Origin of the sequence: Billgrantia kenyensis, from assembly GCF_013697085.1 — a bacterium.
GTDB classification, from domain to species: Bacteria; Pseudomonadota; Gammaproteobacteria; order Pseudomonadales; family Halomonadaceae; genus Halomonas; species Halomonas kenyensis.
On sequence record NZ_JACEFT010000019.1, the window covers coordinates 67,792 to 84,820 of the forward strand.

Annotated in this window: 15 protein-coding genes; 4 read left to right on the forward strand and 11 right to left on the reverse strand. The window is 61.9% G+C overall.

Annotated elements, in window-relative coordinates; translation table 11 throughout:
- Nucleotides 1-216 precede the first annotated feature (216 nt).
- The 6 genes from H1D44_RS21200 to H1D44_RS14525 form a co-directional block, all read right to left on the reverse strand.
- Nucleotides 217-933, reverse strand: a complete 717-nt coding sequence (locus tag H1D44_RS21200) for a hypothetical protein (protein WP_181515589.1) — start codon at nucleotides 931-933, stop codon at nucleotides 217-219.
- 137 nt (nucleotides 934-1,070) lie between these two features.
- Nucleotides 1,071-1,487, reverse strand: a complete 417-nt coding sequence (locus H1D44_RS14505; protein WP_181515572.1) for a hypothetical protein — start codon at nucleotides 1,485-1,487, stop codon at nucleotides 1,071-1,073.
- Between the two features lie 275 nt (nucleotides 1,488-1,762).
- Nucleotides 1,763-2,614 carry an ABC transporter permease gene (locus H1D44_RS14510; RefSeq protein WP_181515573.1) on the reverse strand — a complete coding sequence of 284 codons (852 nt, stop codon included), beginning with the start codon at nucleotides 2,612-2,614 and terminating at the stop codon, nucleotides 1,763-1,765.
- A 4-nt stretch (nucleotides 2,615-2,618) separates the two neighbouring features.
- On the reverse strand, nucleotides 2,619-3,872 hold the full coding sequence (locus H1D44_RS14515) for an ABC transporter permease subunit (protein WP_181515574.1): 1,254 nt from the start codon (nucleotides 3,870-3,872) through the stop codon (nucleotides 2,619-2,621).
- Nucleotides 3,873-3,947: 75 nt separating this feature from the next.
- Nucleotides 3,948-5,033, reverse strand: a complete 1,086-nt coding sequence (locus H1D44_RS14520) for an extracellular solute-binding protein (RefSeq protein ID WP_181515575.1) — start codon at nucleotides 5,031-5,033, stop codon at nucleotides 3,948-3,950.
- 90 nt (nucleotides 5,034-5,123) lie between these two features.
- Nucleotides 5,124-6,269: an ABC transporter ATP-binding protein gene (locus tag H1D44_RS14525; RefSeq protein ID WP_181515576.1), complete on the reverse strand. Its 1,146-nt coding sequence runs from the start codon at nucleotides 6,267-6,269 to the stop codon at nucleotides 5,124-5,126.
- Between the two features lie 470 nt (nucleotides 6,270-6,739).
- On the opposite strand from H1D44_RS14525, the gene H1D44_RS14530 reads away from it, so the two are divergent.
- The 3 genes from H1D44_RS14530 to H1D44_RS14540 all read left to right on the forward strand — a co-directional run bounded on the left by H1D44_RS14530 (nucleotide 6,740) and on the right by H1D44_RS14540 (nucleotide 10,907).
- A complete protein-coding gene (locus tag H1D44_RS14530; RefSeq protein WP_181515577.1) occupies nucleotides 6,740-7,165 on the forward strand; it encodes a universal stress protein in 426 nt (141 codons plus the stop codon).
- A 50-nt stretch (nucleotides 7,166-7,215) separates the two neighbouring features.
- On the forward strand, nucleotides 7,216-8,880 hold the full coding sequence (locus H1D44_RS14535; protein ID WP_181515578.1) for a BCCT family transporter: 1,665 nt from the start codon (nucleotides 7,216-7,218) through the stop codon (nucleotides 8,878-8,880).
- 242 nt (nucleotides 8,881-9,122) lie between these two features.
- Nucleotides 9,123-10,907 (forward strand): putative bifunctional diguanylate cyclase/phosphodiesterase, encoded by a 1,785-nt coding sequence (locus H1D44_RS14540; protein WP_181515579.1) that lies wholly within the window; start codon nucleotides 9,123-9,125, stop codon nucleotides 10,905-10,907.
- Between the two features lie 31 nt (nucleotides 10,908-10,938).
- Here H1D44_RS14540 and H1D44_RS14545 read toward each other — a convergent pair whose 3' ends face one another.
- The 3 genes from H1D44_RS14545 to H1D44_RS14555 form a co-directional block, all read right to left on the reverse strand.
- Nucleotides 10,939-11,664 carry a 3'-5' exonuclease gene (locus H1D44_RS14545; protein ID WP_181515580.1) on the reverse strand — a complete coding sequence of 242 codons (726 nt, stop codon included), beginning with the start codon at nucleotides 11,662-11,664 and terminating at the stop codon, nucleotides 10,939-10,941.
- Nucleotides 11,665-11,666: 2 nt separating this feature from the next.
- A complete protein-coding gene (locus H1D44_RS14550) occupies nucleotides 11,667-13,580 on the reverse strand; it encodes a DUF294 nucleotidyltransferase-like domain-containing protein (RefSeq protein ID WP_181515581.1) in 1,914 nt (637 codons plus the stop codon).
- 124 nt (nucleotides 13,581-13,704) lie between these two features.
- Entirely contained in the window at nucleotides 13,705-14,094 is a 390-nt protein-coding gene (locus tag H1D44_RS14555) for a DUF4168 domain-containing protein (RefSeq protein WP_181515582.1), read from the reverse strand.
- 213 nt (nucleotides 14,095-14,307) lie between these two features.
- On the opposite strand from H1D44_RS14555, the gene H1D44_RS14560 reads away from it, so the two are divergent.
- Nucleotides 14,308-15,219: a DMT family transporter gene (locus H1D44_RS14560; protein ID WP_181515583.1), complete on the forward strand. Its 912-nt coding sequence runs from the start codon at nucleotides 14,308-14,310 to the stop codon at nucleotides 15,217-15,219.
- Between the two features lie 12 nt (nucleotides 15,220-15,231).
- On the opposite strand, the gene mtgA is transcribed toward H1D44_RS14560, so the two are convergent.
- Nucleotides 15,232-15,945 (reverse strand): monofunctional biosynthetic peptidoglycan transglycosylase, encoded by a 714-nt coding sequence (mtgA, locus tag H1D44_RS14565; RefSeq protein ID WP_181515584.1) that lies wholly within the window; start codon nucleotides 15,943-15,945, stop codon nucleotides 15,232-15,234.
- Between the two features lie 24 nt (nucleotides 15,946-15,969).
- Nucleotides 15,970-16,824, reverse strand: a complete 855-nt coding sequence (gene fghA / locus H1D44_RS14570) for an S-formylglutathione hydrolase (RefSeq protein WP_181515585.1) — start codon at nucleotides 16,822-16,824, stop codon at nucleotides 15,970-15,972.
- Between the last annotated feature and the right edge of the window lie 205 nt (nucleotides 16,825-17,029).

The following is a 17,029-nucleotide window of genomic DNA, read 5'->3' on the forward strand; positions in this document are numbered from 1 at the left end:
GCCAACAACAGCGCACAAAAAAGCCCCCGTGGGAGCTCGGGGGCGAAGCACGCCATGCAATTCCGCTGACGGTGCAAGGGGGGAGGGTGGCGGGCCGTCAGTGAATTGCGCGTGTTGAGGTTGCAGTGAGGGAGACCGGCTTTCCTTAGCCAGCCTCTCCCATTCTCAGCGGACATCAATAATCCCTTGGAGCCCGCTGCTCAGCTTGCAATTCGCTTACTGATTGCTGGTCGTGCCGGTAGCTCCGGGACCTGCTTGGCCGTCATCGGCACCCGGTGCAGTGGGATCATACTCATCGTTGCCCGGCATCGGCTCGGTATCCTCGCCAAAGCCCGGCTCCTGATCCTGGCCAAACCCGGGCTCGCCTTCCTGCTGGACACCCGGCTCGGTCGGATCCTGCTGGGCGCCCGGTGCAGCGGGGTCTGCGGGTGCGGTGCCCGGCGCTACACCATCTTCCATCGGAGCGGGATCAGCACCCGGTCCAGTGCCAGTGCCAGGGGCAGCATCAGTGCCGGGGGTAGGTTCGGCGCCCGGAGCTCCATCCACTGCGCCTGGCGCGGTCTCGGCTTCACCCTGGTCAGCGCCAACACCTGCACCAGTGCCGGCTCCTGCGCCCGCATCAGTGCCGGTTCCTACGCCCGCATCAGTGCCAGTACCTGGTATCTCATCGACGTCGGCTTCACCCGGCGCCACACCATCCTCCATCGGCGCGGGGTCTGCACCAGGCCCTGTATCTGCTGCTGCATCCGTACCCGGCGTGGGCTCAGCCCCCGGCGCGCCTTCAACAGCGTCGGCGGGATCCTGGGCCTGCTCTTGAGTCTGGAAATCGTCCTGCTGGGTCTGGGTCTGCTGGGCCAGTGCAAACGGGCTGGCAGTCAGCCCCATGGTCACACCAACTACACCAAGCTTCTTCAGAAATTCCTTGGACATCATACTTCCACCTCCTGCGGTCTCGTCTTGCGACGTGTTTGGGCCTCCTGCCCTCTGCCGCCGTCCATGGCAGCGAAACACCTTCCTCTGGCAGCGTTTCCTAACGAGGGGGCATTCATTGCCGCCCTTACTACTCTTGCTTACTGCTCTTGCTCATCATCGATCAAGGGATCGTTTTCCTGGCCTTGATCCATGGTGTCCTGTTCACCGTCAAGCTGCTGCTCGAGTTCGTCCTCATCGGGCACCGGCTCTTGCTCGGCTTCCGGTAACGGGTCCTGCTCCGGAGTGATGTCGCCCTCTTGCTCCGGCGCGGCGGCAGGATCTTCTGCACCATCACCGCCTGCAGTACCGGTCTGATCAATGCCCGGGTCTTCCGTGGTGTCCTGCATCGGGGAGGTCTGCTCCTCCATCGCCGGACTCTCTTGTTCCACTGGCGGCAGCTCATCATCGTCATTGCCGCAGCCGGCAAGCGACAGCGTACCCAATGCTAGAGCCACTGCTGCAGCCAAGGCAGGCAAGCGCCTGGTGAACACGCTTTCTCTCAGGTCATGGCTCATAAGATCTCTCCCTTGATTGATCATCCGTCACCTAGGGAGCAGCACGCCGCGTGCCAGTCTTGCCATTTTTTCTAACATACCAAAATTATCAAAAACTTACTCAATCACCCCAGCCTGCTCAGCTGGCCAAAAAGCCGCAAAATTCATGGCTAAAACTGACACATGGGCTTGTTTGCTACAGCAGAAATACCGCAGAACAAGACAAGCCGGAGGCGTCCATGACGTCTCCGGCTTGTCTGTTCGGGGAGTGAAGCTGGGTAGCGAGTGGTTCCACCCTATTCCGGCGTGACGCCGCGCAGCCTTTCGCTGCGCCGCCGCAACAGCTCCAGCGTCGTCAGCATCATCATCGAGAGCAGCACCAGCAGTGTCGCCACCGCGAGGATCGTCGGGCTTATCTGTTCGCGGATACCCGACCACATCTGGATCGGCATGGTGCGCTGCTCCGGCCCCGAGATGAACAACACCACTACGACCTCGTCGAACGACGTAATGAAGGCGAACAGGGCGCCGGACACCACCCCCGGGGTCACCAGAGGGAGCACCACCTTGAAGAAGGTTCGCGTCGGGTTGGCGCCGAGGCTGTGGGCCGCCTTGATCAGGGTGGTATCGAAGCTGGACAGCGTTGCCGTGACGGTAATCACGACGAAGGGAATCCCCAGCGCAGTATGCGCCAGAATCACGCCGAGATAGGTCTGGGCCAGGTTGACCTTGGAGAAGAAGAAGAACATCGCCGCTGCCGATATGATCAGTGGGACGATCATGGGTGAGATCAGCAGCGCCATGATGGCACTGCGTGCCGGCATGTGCCGGCTCGACAATCCCAATGCCGCAACGGTGCCCAGGATAGTCGCCAGAATGGTCGAGGCGATGCCAATGATGAAACTGTTCTTGATCGCATTCAGCCAGGCCCGCGAGGTGAAGAAGTCCTCATACCAGCGCAGCGAGAATCCCGCCGGGTCCAGGGTCAGCATCTCCTGGGTGAAGGTGAAATAGGGCTGGGCGTTGAACGATAGCGGAATGATGATCAGCAGCGGCCCCACCAGAAACAGGAAGATCAGCGCGCAGATGCCCAGAAAGACATAGTGCCAGATGCGCTCGCCACGGGTGGCATAGGAGGGAATGGCCATCGAGTTACCCCAGCTTGACCTTGTCGACACCGATGATGCGGTTGAAGACCAGATAGAAGACCACCACCACGAACAGGAGGATCGAAGCGATCGCTGCCGCCAGTCCCCAGTTGAGCGAGGTCTGCATGTGGTAGGCAATGTAATTGGTGATGAAGCGACCCGACTGGCCACCCACCAGCGCCGGCGTGATGTAGTAGCCTATCGACAGGATGAACACCAGGATGCCGCCCGCCGCGATCCCAGGAATGGTCAGCGGGAAGTAGACCCGGCGGAAGCAGAGGAAAGGACGACCGCCTAGCGAGCGCGCCGCTCGCATGTAGCTCGGCGGGATGGTTTTCATCACCGAGTAGAGGGGCAGGATCATGAACGGCAGCAAGATATGGGTCATAGCCACGATGGTGCCGGTCTTGTTGTGGATCATCTGCCAACGTGCCTCGTCGGCGATCACGCCCAGCGCAACCATCATGTCGTTGAGCACGCCCTGGGACTGCAGGATGGCGATCCAGGTCGTGGTGCGTACCAGCAACGAGGTCCAGAACGGCAGCAGAACCAGTATCATCAGCAGGTTGGAGTAGCGCAGCGGCAGGCTGGCAAGCAGGAAGGCAATCGGATAGCCGAGCAGCAGTGTCAGGCCGGTAATCACCAGGCTCATCCACAGGGTGCGCCAGAACAGGTTGACGTGCAGGCGCTGTGTCTCCGGAGCCCGGACGATTTCACCGTCCGGTGTCAGTTGACGATCCACCGCCGCGAGATAGTAACTGAGCGTCAACGGCGAGGACTCACGCTCGATCAGCTTCCAGGTGTCCAGGTCGCCCCAGTGGGCATTGAGCTCTATCAACGCCTCCCGGTAAGGCGGCTCGAGAGCGCCAAGGCCGCGGGCAGAACGCGTGATGGCCGAGCGCATGCCCGACTTCTCGTAGTTCAGGCGACTCGACAACAAACCCAGGTTGCGTGCCTGCTGGCCCTCGCGCAGGTCTTCGGCCAGCGCTGCAAACACCTCCTCTCCAGGCAGTGACTCCCTGTCCCAGCCCTCCAGTGCATCGACCGTCCGCGAAAGGTGCGTCGAGACTTCGGGATTGTCGACGCTGCGCCACAGCATCTCGCCGATCGGCATGATGAAGGCGATCACCAGGAACAGCAGCAGTGGGGACACCAGTAGGAACGCCTTCAACTTCGAGCGCCTCACGGCGCGGCGCAGGCTGATCTTGAGCGGAACGCCATCGGCGGTCGTCAATGGGGATGCGGGAGAATCGGACACTCGGCCCCTCCAGAAAGCAGCATGACGAAAGCTGTGCACGTCCGCCCGGCCGAGTGGCCGGGCGGCGATCACGCCTTACTGAGCCAGCCAGGCGTCGAAGCGCTGATTGAGCTCGTCGCTGTAGTCGGCCCAGAACTCGTCGTCCTTCTGGATCGCCGTGGCGAAGTTGGGCTCGTAGGTCGGCATGTGGGGCTCCATCTCGATGCCGGTTTCGGCATGGGTCGAGACGTACTCGGAAGAAGAGAGTCTTGCCGGGCCGTAGGAGATGTACTGGGCCTGGTCGGCCAGCCGTTGGGTGTCGGTGGCGAAGTAGAGGTAATCACGCACCTTGTCCAGCTTGCCGGTCGGCACCACCCAACCGTCGAGTTCAAAGACCTGGGCATCCCAGATGATCTCGAAGGGCTGGTTCTCGCTTACCATGGCATCGAAGATGCGGCCGTTGTAGGCCGAGGCGAAGGCAACCTCACGGTCGGCCAGCAGCTGCGGGGGCTGGGCACCCTCCTCCCACCAGATCACGTGATCCTTGATCGTGTCGAGTTTGGCAAAGGCGCGTTGGATGCCCTCCTCGGTCTCGAGCATGGCGTAGACATCGTCACGGTCGACGCCGTCGGCTATCAGCGCCCATTCCAGATTGTTGATCGGGCGGCGCATCAGGGCGCGCTGTCCGGGGTAATTCTCCAGGTCAAACACGTCCTCGATGGTGCTGGGCTGCTGGTCCTCGGGGAACATCGAGCTGTTGAACGCCACGATGTTGGAGTAGACGATCGAGGCCACGAAGCACTCACCCAGGGCGCCATCGACGAAATCCTCGCTGGGCGGGGTACCGTCCGGTGCCTCGGCCAGCAGCTCATCATGATCGAGCGGCTCGATCAGGCCTTCGGCACAGGCAATCATGGCGTCGGCAGGCAGCATGTCGACCAGGTCCCAGGTCACGTTGCCCGCCTGGCTCTGCGCTCGCAAGCCTGCCAGGGCATTCGCGCTGCGATCGATATTGACGATGTCGTCGCCGGTTTTCTCCCTCCAGGGCTCATGGTAGGCGCGCTCCTGGCTCATGCTGTAGGCACCGCCCCAGGAGACGATATTGAGTGTCTGCTGGGCCTGCACCACGCTTGCCACCCCCAGCACCGAGACGCCTGCCACGGCACATGCGATCAGTTTCATCGCCGGCTTTCCCGCTTTTTGTTGGTAGTGTTTCATCGCCTTTCTCCATGCTTGTTGTACTTGTTGAAACAGCAACAGGACCGAAGCCTGTCAGGCATCCAGCGCCCGACAGTCGCTGCTGGACCAGCCGATCTCGACCGACTGGCCCGGCCTCAGCGAAGAGTGCCCTTGCGCATTGGGCGTCTTGAGAATGAACTCGTCGTTACCGCAAACGCTGACTCGCGTACGCAGGTGGTCGCCGAGATAGATAACCTCCCTGACCTCGGCATGGAAGCAGTTATCGAAGCCAGGGGACTGACTATCCAGCACGATGCCAACACGTTCGGGGCGCAGCGACAGCGTGGTACGTGCGCCAATGCCGCCTGCGGCTACCGGCTTGGCCTGTACCGTTTCTCCGCTGTCGAGGCGTACCAGGCATTTCTCGCCGACCATCTCGGTAACCTCGCCATACAGGCGGTTGTTCTCGCCGATGAAATTCGCGACGAAGGCATTCTCGGGCGCCTCGTAGAGGGTTTCAGGAGCGGCAAGCTGCTGGACCACGCCATCATTGAACACGGCAATGCGGTCGGACATGGTCAGGGCTTCGGTCTGGTCGTGAGTGACATAGATCATGCTCACTCCCAGGTCGGCATGAATACGCTTGATCTCGTACTGCATTTCCTCACGCAGGTTCTTGTCCAGTGCCCCTAGCGGCTCATCCATCAGCACCAGCTCGGGCTCGAACACCAGCGCGCGGGCCAGGGCCACACGCTGCTGCTGGCCACCGGAAAGCTGCGCCGGGCGACGGTCACCGAAGTCTTCCAGACGCACCATGGCCAGCGCGCGCGCCACCTTTTGCTTGATCTCCGATTTGGAGAGATGACGTACCTCGAGAGGAAAGGCAAGATTCTCTGAGACGGACATGTGCGGGAAAAGGGCATAGTTCTGGAAGACCATGCCGATACCCCGCTTGTGCGGCGGCAAATCGTTGATGGGATTTCCCTTGAGCAGGATCTGCCCGTGGGTAGGTGTCTCGAAGCCCGCCATCATCATCAGGCAGGTGGTCTTGCCCGACCCGGAAGGGCCCAGCAAAGTGACGAATTCTCCCTTGTGGATATCGAGGTCGAACCCTTTTACCACCAGCTCGATGCCGTCATAGCTCTTCTGGACATTGATGAAGCGAGCAAATGGGGGAGGCGTATCGCTCGGAACTTCCCTTGCGCTATCGTGACGTTCTTGTTGCAGGCTTTCGTTCATGCAGAGTTCCATTGACGGCCATGGGCAGCGAAACGGCGACGCTTCGCACCTGAGCTGGCCTTTGTTCTTATTGGATTGATAAGACCCTATTCTCTCCAAGAGGCTGCCGCAACTCTGGCAAAGTCCAAACAGCGTTGAACCCTGTGTGGACAAAATCGAAAATTTCGTTTAACGCAATGGTTACGCGGGCTCACCAAAAGACACTTTGCGCTGCGATATATGCCAATCCACCGGAGCCCGCCTTGCGCTGGATAACCTAGCCCCACCTCACCAACATGCCGTTCCTTCTTCCAAGTTCCCTGGGCACGATTCGGCAAAGCCGAGCATCACCATGTACAATTCTTGTTCACATCGAACGTGTCCCATTGGCTTGGCATGTATGGCCAGACCAGCCAAGCTTGTTACACGTTGTGTCGAAATGCGTGCACGACCGTCGAACCTTCCATTCACGTGAACCTGGAGAGCACGACATGTACCGCAAAATCATGGTGCCGATCGATCTTGCCCACCTGGAGGTCATCGAGCCCTCCTTGCAGGCGGTGGCCGATCTTGCCCGCCACTACCAGGCTGAAGTCTGCTACGTGGGGGTGACCTCGACCGCCCCGGGGAGCGTGGCCAGAACGCCGGAAGAGTATCACCGCAAGCTGGAAGAGTTTGCCCAGCGGCGTGCGGCCGTGCATGGCCAGCCCGTCAGCGCACACACCATCAGCAGCGCCGACCCCATTGCTGACCTCGACGACCTGCTGATCGACGCGATCAAGGACGTGGGCGCCGACCTCGTCGTCATGCCAACCCACCCACCAAAGCACCTGGACGTGATCATACCCTCTCACGGGGGCAAGATAGCGACCCACACCGATGTCTCGGTCTTTCTGGTCAGACCTGAACGCAGCTGATCCGCCCACTACCATTACAACCACATCCAACCATTCAACGGGAGCGTAACGTGGACAACCATCCTCGCGACGAACGCGCCAAGGAGGCAGAGACCTCGGAAGGCGTCCCGGCCCCGGAGGGGCCGGCCAACCTCATCGACACCGACTACGTCATCGGTCAGGACAACCTGGCCACGGACAAGCTGGGATTCAACATCGACCTGCACGGCAAGGTGTTCACCATCTCGGCGCTGGTCACCGTCTTCTTCGTGGTCCTGACCCTTGCCCTGCAGGCCGAGGTGGAACCGCTGTTCAACGCCCTGCGCGACTGGCTCACCGGCAATCTCTCATGGTTCTTCCTGCTGGCCGGGAACATCTTCGTGCTGCTGTGCCTGGTCCTGATCGCTTCTCCGCTGGGCAAGGTACGCATCGGCGGCATGAACGCCACACCGGACTTCAGCTATACCGGCTGGTTCTCCATGCTGTTTGCCGCCGGCATGGGCATCGGCCTGATGTTCTATGGCGTTTCCGAGCCGATGTCGCACTTCAGCGCGGCTTTGGGGGGCACCACCGTCGAAGATGGGGTGCGCACCGACTGGGCGCCGCTGGGTGCTGCCGCGGATGACCCATCAGCTGCGGCCACCCTGGGCATGGCGGCCACGATCTACCACTGGGGCCTTCACCCCTGGGCCATCTACGCCATCGTGGCGCTGGCCCTGGCCATCTTTTCATTCAACAAGGGCCTGCCGCTCACCATGCGCTCGGTCTTCTACCCGGTGCTGGGCGAGCGGGTGTGGGGTTGGCCCGGGCACATCATCGATATACTGGCGGTGTTCGCCACCCTGTTCGGACTGGCCACCTCGCTGGGGATTGGGGCCTCACAGGCCTCGGCCGGTCTGAGCCACCTCTTCGGCCTGCCCGAGGGAGACGCCACCATGGTGCTGCTGATCCTGGGCATTACGGCAGTGGCCATCGTGTCGATCATGGCCGGCGTCGACAAGGGGGTTCGCCGGCTCTCGGAAATCAACATGGGGCTGGCCGTCCTGCTGCTGCTGTTTGTGATCCTGGTGGGTCCAACCCTGATGATCGTGACCGGATTCTTCCAGAACCTGGGCGCCTACGTGGTCAACCTGCCGGCCCTCTCCAACCCGTTCGGCCGTGAGGATGCCAACTTCTCCCAGGGCTGGACCGCCTTCTACTGGGCTTGGTGGATCTCCTGGTCGCCCTTCGTCGGGATGTTCATCGCGCGTGTCAGCCGCGGACGCAGCGTGCGCGAGTTCCTGATCGCCGTGCTGCTGGTCCCCTCGCTGGTGTCGGTACTCTGGATGACCGCCTTCGGCGGTACCGCCATCGATCAACTGACCGGTGCCGGTTTCGAAGGCGTCCGCGATGCGGCCCTCGAGCTGCAGCTTTTCGTCATGCTAGGCGAGCTGCCCCTGACCGCCATCACCTCGTTCGTAGGCATCGTGCTGGTGGTGGTGTTCTTCATCACCTCGTCGGACTCCGGCTCGCTGGTCATCGACACCATCACGGCCGGCGGCAAGGTCGATGCCCCCAAGCCTCAGCGAGTGTTCTGGGCCATCATCGAGGGTGTCATCGCCATCGCGCTGCTGCTGGGCGGCGGCCTGGTCGCCCTGCAGGCAATGGCGGTGTCGACGGGACTGCCCTTCACGCTGGTGCTGCTGGTGGGCTGCTACTCCATCATCAAGGGCCTGATGAGCGAGCCGCGCGGCTGAGCGCCATGCCACCATTGGCGAGGCGGCCCGAAGGGCCGCCTCGTTCAACGGTGAATATGCCAAGCCCGGCCAGCCAAGGGGTATTCCACGCGGCGAATATGCGTTGCGCTCATGCCCCGTGAGGAAAAAATTCCCGCCCGTCAAGTGGTTCATGTTCCATCCGACCACTAGCAACCCGCTATCGGTTCGGGCATATTTCGTGAATACTATTACAACTATGCCAAAGGAGCCGTTCTACGCCCATGATGGCACCCGAAGACGCCTTTCGTCTGCTCGCCGATGGCTTGGGCAAGGCCGGCACTCCCCAGGCGTTCGACCACCTTGTCGAACGGATCTCCTCCATTTTCGATGCGGAGCATGTGCTTGTCGGCAAGCTGCTTTCCGATAATGCCACCATCCGTACCGTCGCATTCTGGTCGCACGGTACGCTCCAGCCCGCTACCGTCTACACGCTGGCTGGCACGCCCTGCGAATCCGTACTGAGCGACGAAGTGTGCGAATTCACCGAAGGCGTCTGTCAGCGCTTCCCGGACGATGCCATGTTGCAGGAGCTGGGGGTCGAGAGCTACGTGGGCGTTCCGCTACGCTCGCCCCAAGGCCACCTCATCGGTCTGCTGGCGGTGCTGTCGAGCCGCCCGCTCGACCTTGCCTCCTATGGCCCGGAGGTGCTGCGCATTGCCGCCGCTCAGTCGGGCGCCGAAATGGCGCGCCGATCCGAAGAGGACAAGCGGCGCAGCAGCGACTACCGGATCCAGCAGCTCATCTACTGGGACAGCGTCACGGGGCTGCCCAACCGACGCAGCTTCATGGAACGCCTGGAAGACGCCTGCGAACAGGCTCGCCTGCGAGATACCTGCCTCGGCCTGCTCTACCTCGACCTGCAGCGTTTTCGGCAGATCAACGATACCCAGGGCCATGAACTCGGTGACCAGATCCTGGCCGAGATAGCCGGCCGCTTGACTGCCCAGTCGGATCCCGGTGAGTTTGTCGCTCGCCTGGGTGGTGATGAATTCATGGTGCTGCTCACCGACACCCGGCCAGCTGCCATGGCGCATGCCGTCGAGCGCTACCGCAACAGTTTACTGCCGCCCATCCAGCTGGCGGAGCGCAGCTTTTCAGTATCGGCAAGCGTCGGGGCCGCTCTCTTCCCCCGCGATGCCGACACTGCCCAGTCGCTGTTCCAGCACGTCAGTATCGCCCTGAACCATGCCAAGCATGACCCCAGCCGCACCCGGTTCTTCACCACCACCATGGTGGACGAACTCCACCAGCACGAGATACTTCAGCTGCGTTTCAGCGAAGCCTTGGCCAATGACAAGCTCTCACTGGCCTTCCAGCCACAGTTCTGTCTCAACACAGGCAAACTGATCGGCGCCGAGGCCCTGTGCCGCTGGCATGACGACATCCTGGGCCAGGTGAGCCCTGCCACCTTCATCCCCTTGGCCGAGGAGCAGGGGCTGATTTGCTCCCTGGGCGAGTGGGTACTGGATGCCGCCTGCCAGCAGCTCTTGACGTGGGAGCAACAGGGCAAGCCATTTCCCGGCCGACTGTGCGTCAACGTGTCCGCCCAGCAGATGGACGACCCACGCCTGGCAGAGCATATCCTGCGCATCGCCACGCGGGTCCTGCCGGGCAAGCTTGGACTGGAGCTGACGGAAAGCGGCCTGATGCGAAACCCGGAGCAGACGGTGCGCATCACTCGGGCCCTGTGCGAGGCAGGCTTCAGCCTGGCAATCGACGACTTCGGGACGGGCTACTCCTCCCTCACTTACCTCAAGCGCTTTGCCGCCGACACCTTGAAGATCGACATGTCCTTCGTACGGGACATGCTCAAGAGCAGCCACGACCATGCCATCGTCTCTACCATCATTGCGATGGCCAAGAACCTTGGCATGCAGACCGTGGCCGAGGGGGTCGAGGAAGCGGAGCAGGCCGAGGCCCTGCGTGCCCTGGGGTGCAGCGGCGTGCAAGGTTTCCATTTCGGACGCCCCGTGGATGGAGTGACCTTCGCCGAGCTCTGGCTATGAGCCGACAAGCCCGGTGCCGTGGCCCATCGAGTCAGCTCCACAGCTGTCCAACCGGTGTCGACGGGTCGTAGTGCCTGGCCACCTGAGCCTGAAACAGCTCGGCCGTGGCCAGCGCATCGATCAGTGCATGATGCCCCTGGTAAACCGGCAGGCCATAGCGCTGCCGACTGTCCCCCAAGCGTATCGAAACCGGCGGGCGCCGCATCCAGCGTTGCAGGCGTGCCCAGTACGAGAGTCGATGCAGCCTCGCTTCCAGCGACATGGTATCGATCAGCGGAAAACGCATCCCCTCCCCGAGCCGCGCCTTGATCGCATCATCGAGAAACGGCCGTTCGATGTGACGGAAGTGCACCACCGCAAGGCGACCGGCCAATATGTCCAGAACTTCCGGCAGGATCTCGATGAGATCGGGCGCTCTTGCCACCTCAGAGTGGGTGATGCGATGCAGGGTGATTGAGGTGTCGGATAGCGTTCGACTGGGATGCACCACCCAGTAGCGCCGCTGCGCCAACGGGATACGCTCCAAGCTGAAGGGCACCAGCCCGATGCTGACAATGGCATGACGCTGGGCATCGAGTCCGGTGGTTTCCAGGTCCAGCGCCACCAGAGGCACTTCGCCGATCGGCGCTTCGGGGTCGGGGCAGCCGGCAGCGAAAAAGGCCTTGAGCAGTGGGCTTTTCACCTCGGCGGCGCGCTGCTGCAGGTAGGCCGGCCACTGCGCTCCCGACGAGCGCGACGCCAGGCGATGGGACAGCATGCTCAGCGCCCCCGTCCCGCCTGGGCGGGGAGCGGGTAGCGGTACTTGAGGAATTTCTGTGCATGGTTGAGCACCTGAAAGGCATCCTTCAAGTGATGCCTCTCGCTGTCGGCGACGTTTTCCGGCTCGATATTGTTGTCCGGCTCACGCTCCTGCTGCAGATCGATGACATGGTGGCGAATACGCACCATGGAGAGCAGTTCCATGGCATAGCGCAGCTTGTCGCCGACTCCCGGTGCCAGAAGCTGAGTGGCCGCAATGTCGTCCAGCCGCTCGAAGCTGTTCTGAGCGCTAGAGCCACACGCCAACGCATGTACGCGTACCAGGTCGACCAAGGGAGCCGTTCCTCGCCGCTTGAGGTTGATCGAGTTATTGTGCTTGCCATCTTTTTCCATCACGAAGGTGCGAAAGAAGCCCAGCGGTGGCGTCCTGTTGAGTGCATTGCGGGCCATGGCAGCCAGGAAACGGGGGCTCCGCGGCGCAGTCTGGGAGATAAGGTCCTGCAGCTCCTCGACGTAGGCCTCCTCTCCATAAGCGCTATCGAGGTCGAAGAAAATCGAGCTGTGCAGCAATCGCTTCGGCGTGGGGGAGTCGATCCACTCACTGAAGTAGCGCTTCCATGTCGACAGGGGCTGGCGCCACTTCGGATTGGTGGCCATCACGTCGCCTTTGCAATAGGTGTAGCCGCAGGCCGCCAGACCGTCGCTGACAAACGCTGCCAGCTTGGCGAAGTAGTCGTCATGCCGTGCCGGATCGAAGTCGTCGGCCAGGATCATGGCATGATCCTGATCGGTGACGATGGTCTGCTCGTTGCGTGCCATGGAGCCATTGACCATGAAGCAGTACGCTACCGGCGGTGGCCCCAGCATCTCTTCACCCAGCTCGAGCAAGCGGCGTACGAAGCTGCGGCCGATAGTGGACAGGGCGGTACCGACCATCTGCGAGTTGGCCCCCTCCTCGACCATGCGCACGAAGGCCGCACGCACGTCCGGCGCCAGCCGCGACAGGCCCTCGACGCTCGACTGGTTGAAGATATTGCTGACCAGATAGAGGCTGCTGTGGGTCTCGTAGCGAATGATGTCTGAGAGATGCAGGATACCCACCGGCCGCCGACGATAGAGCACCGGCAGATGATGGATGTTGTTACGCAGCATGCACAGCATTGCCTCATGCACCGATTCGTCGGATTGAATGGTGATCAGGCGCTCTCCCGCCAGCTCACCCACCGCAGTGTCGGGGGGCAACCCCTCGGCTACGATGCGAGTGCGAAAGTCGGTGTCGGTCAGGATACCGCGCAGCCGCCAGGGGCGGTCCTGGCTGTCGGTGAAGGTGTAGCGCGGATCGCCATCGGGCTCGTCGAGAATCAGTGCCGCGGATGCCTGGGCCACGGTGATCTGACGGGCTGCTTCCTGCACCGTGGCGCCAGCCTCCACCATGACCGGGTAGCGGGTCAGCAACTTGCGCACCCGGGTGATCATCATGTCGTTGGCTTGCTTGCTCTCTTCTACCGCCGCTTCCAGCCGTGGGCGCTCGAGTTCGACGAAGTCGGCAAAATGCTCGTCGGCCTCGCAGAGGCGCACGAAGACGGCTTCGGGAATATGGTAGATCAGAGTGTCTTCCAGCGCGCGTGCAGGAAAGCGAACGCGGTTGTTCCTGAGCAGGCTGAAATGGCCGAAGATATCCCCCTCTCCCAGGCGATTGTAGAGATCACCCGTGCGTCGCCGCACCTCCACGGCGCCGCTGCGGATGTAGCAGAGCTCGTGCAGCTCCTGGTCGAGCTGGTGGATGTCCGTTCCCGCCTTGAAGTAGCCCACCTCGACCTGTCCTGCCACCTCGTCGAGCAAGTCGTCATCGAGGGCATCGAAGGGTGGGAAGCGCCCCATGTGCTGACGAATCTCAAGTAGTTCCGCTGCCATGTGCCATCGGGCTCCCGCTGTCGACCAGAAGTATTTCCTGTCTGCAGGGTAAGGGGCTTTATACGAATGACACAAGAAAGGCCACCCGAAGGTGGCCTCTCACGTCAGACGAACGAGGGTCGCGTTACGACTGCTCGGCCATCTGCTGAACACGCTGCATCAGCTCGGGATCCTGCTGTATGGCATGCCCGATGGCATTGAAGGTATCCACATCGAGACCGTTATCCTCGACCACTTCCACCATCCGATCGTTGGCTTCCATGCGAACTTCCTGCTGGGTCTGCTCATCTTCGGCAGCATGCAACCGCTCGGTGTACTCCTGGGAGATCACAGCGATGTCCTGGGAAGCATCGGCAAACTGCTGGAGCTGATCATCGGAGAAGTCCTGCGCGGGTGCCTGCGCTTGCGGTTGAGCGGCCGGGTCTTGGGCAGGGTCTTGCTGGGCGTGTGCCTGTACAGCCATCAGCCCAGCGGTGAGCAGGGCGGCCGAGAACAGTGCAGTCATCCGTTGCATGAATACCTCCAGAGGGTGTTGCTGTGAATGTAGTGAGTCTGACGAAGTGGCGCGCTGAGAGTTCAGAATATTATGTTACGGAATGTAATTTATGATGAATCGCGCATGTTGCGGATAACTCTATTAAAAAAGTTAACCTGCTATCTTTCGCTCGCCCCGCCAACCCAGTATCTTCAAAGGCTTCAACAACCGTGCTCAAGGATTGCCCGCTCGATGTCGACCCCCGCCAATACCCGTCTCGATGCTGCGCTGCTGGCCAGTATGCCGGTGCTCTTCGTGGCCCTGTGGAGTACGGGGTTCATTGGCGCCAAGTTCGGACTACCGCATGCCGAGCCTTTTACCTTCCTTTTCATTCGCTTCGTGCTCACTCTTGCCCTGCTCGTTCCGCTGGTGAAATTGATGGCAAGCGGCTGGCCGACTGGCTGGCGGCTCAAGGGCCATATCGCCGTATCGGGACTATTGGTGCACGGGGCCTACCTGGGCGGTGTCTTCTACGGCATTTATCTCGGCATGCCGGCCGGCCTCACGGCGCTCCTGGTCGGCCTGCAGCCGCTGCTCACTGCAACCCTGGCGGGCCCCCTGCTTGGCGAGCGAATCTCGGCTACTCAGTGGTTGGGGCTGGCACTCGGCCTGGCCGGTATTACCCTGGTGCTGGGCAGCAAACTCGACCCAGGGGCGATGCTATTCCAGGGCTTCGGTCTCGACGCCCTGGCCTGCGTCCTGGTTGCCCTGGCCGGTATCACCCTGGGCACGCTCTATCAGAAACGCTTCTGTACCGGCATGCCGCTGCTCTCCGGCACGGTAGTGCAGTACTTGGCCGCCGGTGTCGTGCTGGGGCTGGGTGCCCTGCTGCTGGAGGAACGCAGCATCGAATGGACGGGCACGTTCATCCTGACCATGGCTTGGCTGGTGCTGGTGCTCTCCATCGCCGCCATCCTGCTGCTGATGGCGTTGATCCGCCGCGGCGAAGCCTCGCGGGTGGCCAGCCTGTTTTACCTGGTGCCACCCGTGACCGCGCTTCAGGCCTGGTGGCTGTTCGATGAGCGCCTGCCGCTGGCGGCGCTGGTGGGCATGGCCATCACCATTGCCGGGGTCGTTCTCGCGGTTCGCGGCCAGGTCCGGTAGGACAGGCACGGATCAGTCTGCATTGAGCTGATCCAGGTAGCGCGCCCCGCCCAGGTTGCGCATCTGCTGGCGTATCCACTGGCTGCGGCGCTCGACATGGGGGCCGGGGCGGCTGGCATCCCAGGCCCGCGGGTTGGGCAGGATCGCCGCCAGGCGACTGGCCTGCGCTTCATTGATGCGATCGGACGAGACGCCGAAATAGTGCTGCCCGGCCGCCTCCAGTCCGAACACGCCATGATCCCACTCGGCAATGTTCAGATAGACCTCGAGGATGCGCTGCTTGGGCCATAGCGCTTCGATCAGGACCGTGAACCAGGCCTCGAGTCCCTTGCGCATCCAGCTACGCCCCGTCCACAGGAACAGGTTCTTGGCCGTCTGCTGGCTGATGGTACTGGCACCACGCAGGCGCCCTCCGTTACGGCTCGCCTGCCAGGCCCGACGCATTTCGTCGACGTCGAAACCTCGATGATGAGGAAAGCGCTGGTCTTCAGCAGCAATGACCGCCAGCTTGGCCTGATCGGACAGCTCATCCCAAGGTCGCCATTGTTGCTGGATGGGCAGTCGCTCACCCGCCACCCATGCCTCTACCTTGCGCTCCAGCATGACCATGGAGCCATGAACAGGGACGTAACGCAGCATCAGCACGGCAAGAATGGACAGCAGCACGAAGGCGGCCCCGGCAAGGGCCGCCCAGCGCAGCACGTTTCGCAGTAGGGCGCGTATCATGAAGCGCCCGTGGGGCAGGGCGCGTCAGCGTTTAAAAAGGTGCTCCGCATGGTAGCGCAGGTGATCCTCGATGAAGCTGGCGATGAAGAAGTAGCTGTGATCATACCCCGGATGCCGGCGCAGCGTCAGGGGATGGTCGTGCGCTTCGCAAGCGGCCTCGAGACGCTCGGGCTTGAGCTGCTCTTCAAGAAACTGATCCGCTTCACCCTGGTCGACGTAGAGGTGTTGGCTCGAGGCCCCCTTCGCCACCAGCTCGCAGGCATCATACTGTGTCCAGGCGCCAGGGTCGTCGCCGAGGTACGCTCGGAAGGCCTTGCGCCCCCAGGGACACTGGGTGGGGTTGACGATCGGTGCGAAGGCCGACACCGAACGATAGTGGCCAGGACGCCGCAGCGACATGATCAGCGCCCCGTGGCCGCCCATCGAATGGCCGCTGATACTTTCGCGACCGTTCACCGGGAAATGCTGGCGCACCACCGAGGGCAACTCCTCGGCCACGTAGTCATACATGCGGTAATGCTGTTTCCAGGGTTCCTGGGTCGCATTGACGTAAAACCCAGCCCCTGAGCCGAAGTCATAGCTTTCATGCTCGCCCGGCAGATCAGTGCCGCGCGGACTGGTATCGGGGCAGACGATGGCAATGCCGAGCTCGGCCGCCACCCGGTGCGCCCCCGCCTTTTGCATGAAATTCTCGTCGGTGCAGGTCAAGCCAGAAAGCCACCAGAGCAGCGGCACGCGCTCCGTCTCGGCCTGTGGCGGTAGAAACACCGCGAACTCCATTTCACAGTCCAGCGCACGCGATCGATGGCGATAGCGCTTGTGCCACCCGCCAAAGCTCTTGTTCGACGAGACCAGCTCGATCTGTTCGGTCATGGTCATGGTTCGGTCTCCTTACCCTCGCTTCTCAATGGCAAGCGACTGGCATTGCAGAGGACAGTCATCTGCCACGCGACTTCGGACGGATAGCGTCAGCCGCGCGGCAGCGGATGCCTGTTACCTGTCAATAGTGCAGTACCGTGCGGATGCTCTTGCCCGCGTGCAGCAGCTCGAACGCCTCGTTGATCTGCTCGAACGGCATGTCGTG

Coding starts and splice junctions, on each gene's coding strand:
- H1D44_RS14540 (WP_181515579.1), top strand. CDS start 9,123: ATGATGGCACCCGAAGACGCCTTTCGTCTGCTCGCCGATGGCTTGGGC.
- H1D44_RS14510 (WP_181515573.1), bottom strand. CDS start 2,614: ATGGCCATTCCCTCCTATGCCACCCGTGGCGAGCGCATCTGGCACTAT.
- H1D44_RS14530 (WP_181515577.1), top strand. CDS start 6,740: ATGTACCGCAAAATCATGGTGCCGATCGATCTTGCCCACCTGGAGGTC.
- H1D44_RS14560 (WP_181515583.1), top strand. CDS start 14,308: ATGTCGACCCCCGCCAATACCCGTCTCGATGCTGCGCTGCTGGCCAGT.
- H1D44_RS14545 (WP_181515580.1), bottom strand. CDS start 11,664: ATGCTGTCCCATCGCCTGGCGTCGCGCTCGTCGGGAGCGCAGTGGCCG.
- H1D44_RS14525 (WP_181515576.1), bottom strand. CDS start 6,269: ATGAACGAAAGCCTGCAACAAGAACGTCACGATAGCGCAAGGGAAGTT.
- H1D44_RS14520 (WP_181515575.1), bottom strand. CDS start 5,033: ATGAAACTGATCGCATGTGCCGTGGCAGGCGTCTCGGTGCTGGGGGTG.
- H1D44_RS14555 (WP_181515582.1), bottom strand. CDS start 14,094: ATGCAACGGATGACTGCACTGTTCTCGGCCGCCCTGCTCACCGCTGGG.
- fghA (WP_181515585.1), bottom strand. CDS start 16,824: ATGACCATGACCGAACAGATCGAGCTGGTCTCGTCGAACAAGAGCTTT.
- mtgA (WP_181515584.1), bottom strand. CDS start 15,945: ATGATACGCGCCCTACTGCGAAACGTGCTGCGCTGGGCGGCCCTTGCC.
- H1D44_RS14550 (WP_181515581.1), bottom strand. CDS start 13,580: ATGGCAGCGGAACTACTTGAGATTCGTCAGCACATGGGGCGCTTCCCA.
- H1D44_RS21200 (WP_181515589.1), bottom strand. CDS start 933: ATGATGTCCAAGGAATTTCTGAAGAAGCTTGGTGTAGTTGGTGTGACC.
- H1D44_RS14505 (WP_181515572.1), bottom strand. CDS start 1,487: ATGAGCCATGACCTGAGAGAAAGCGTGTTCACCAGGCGCTTGCCTGCC.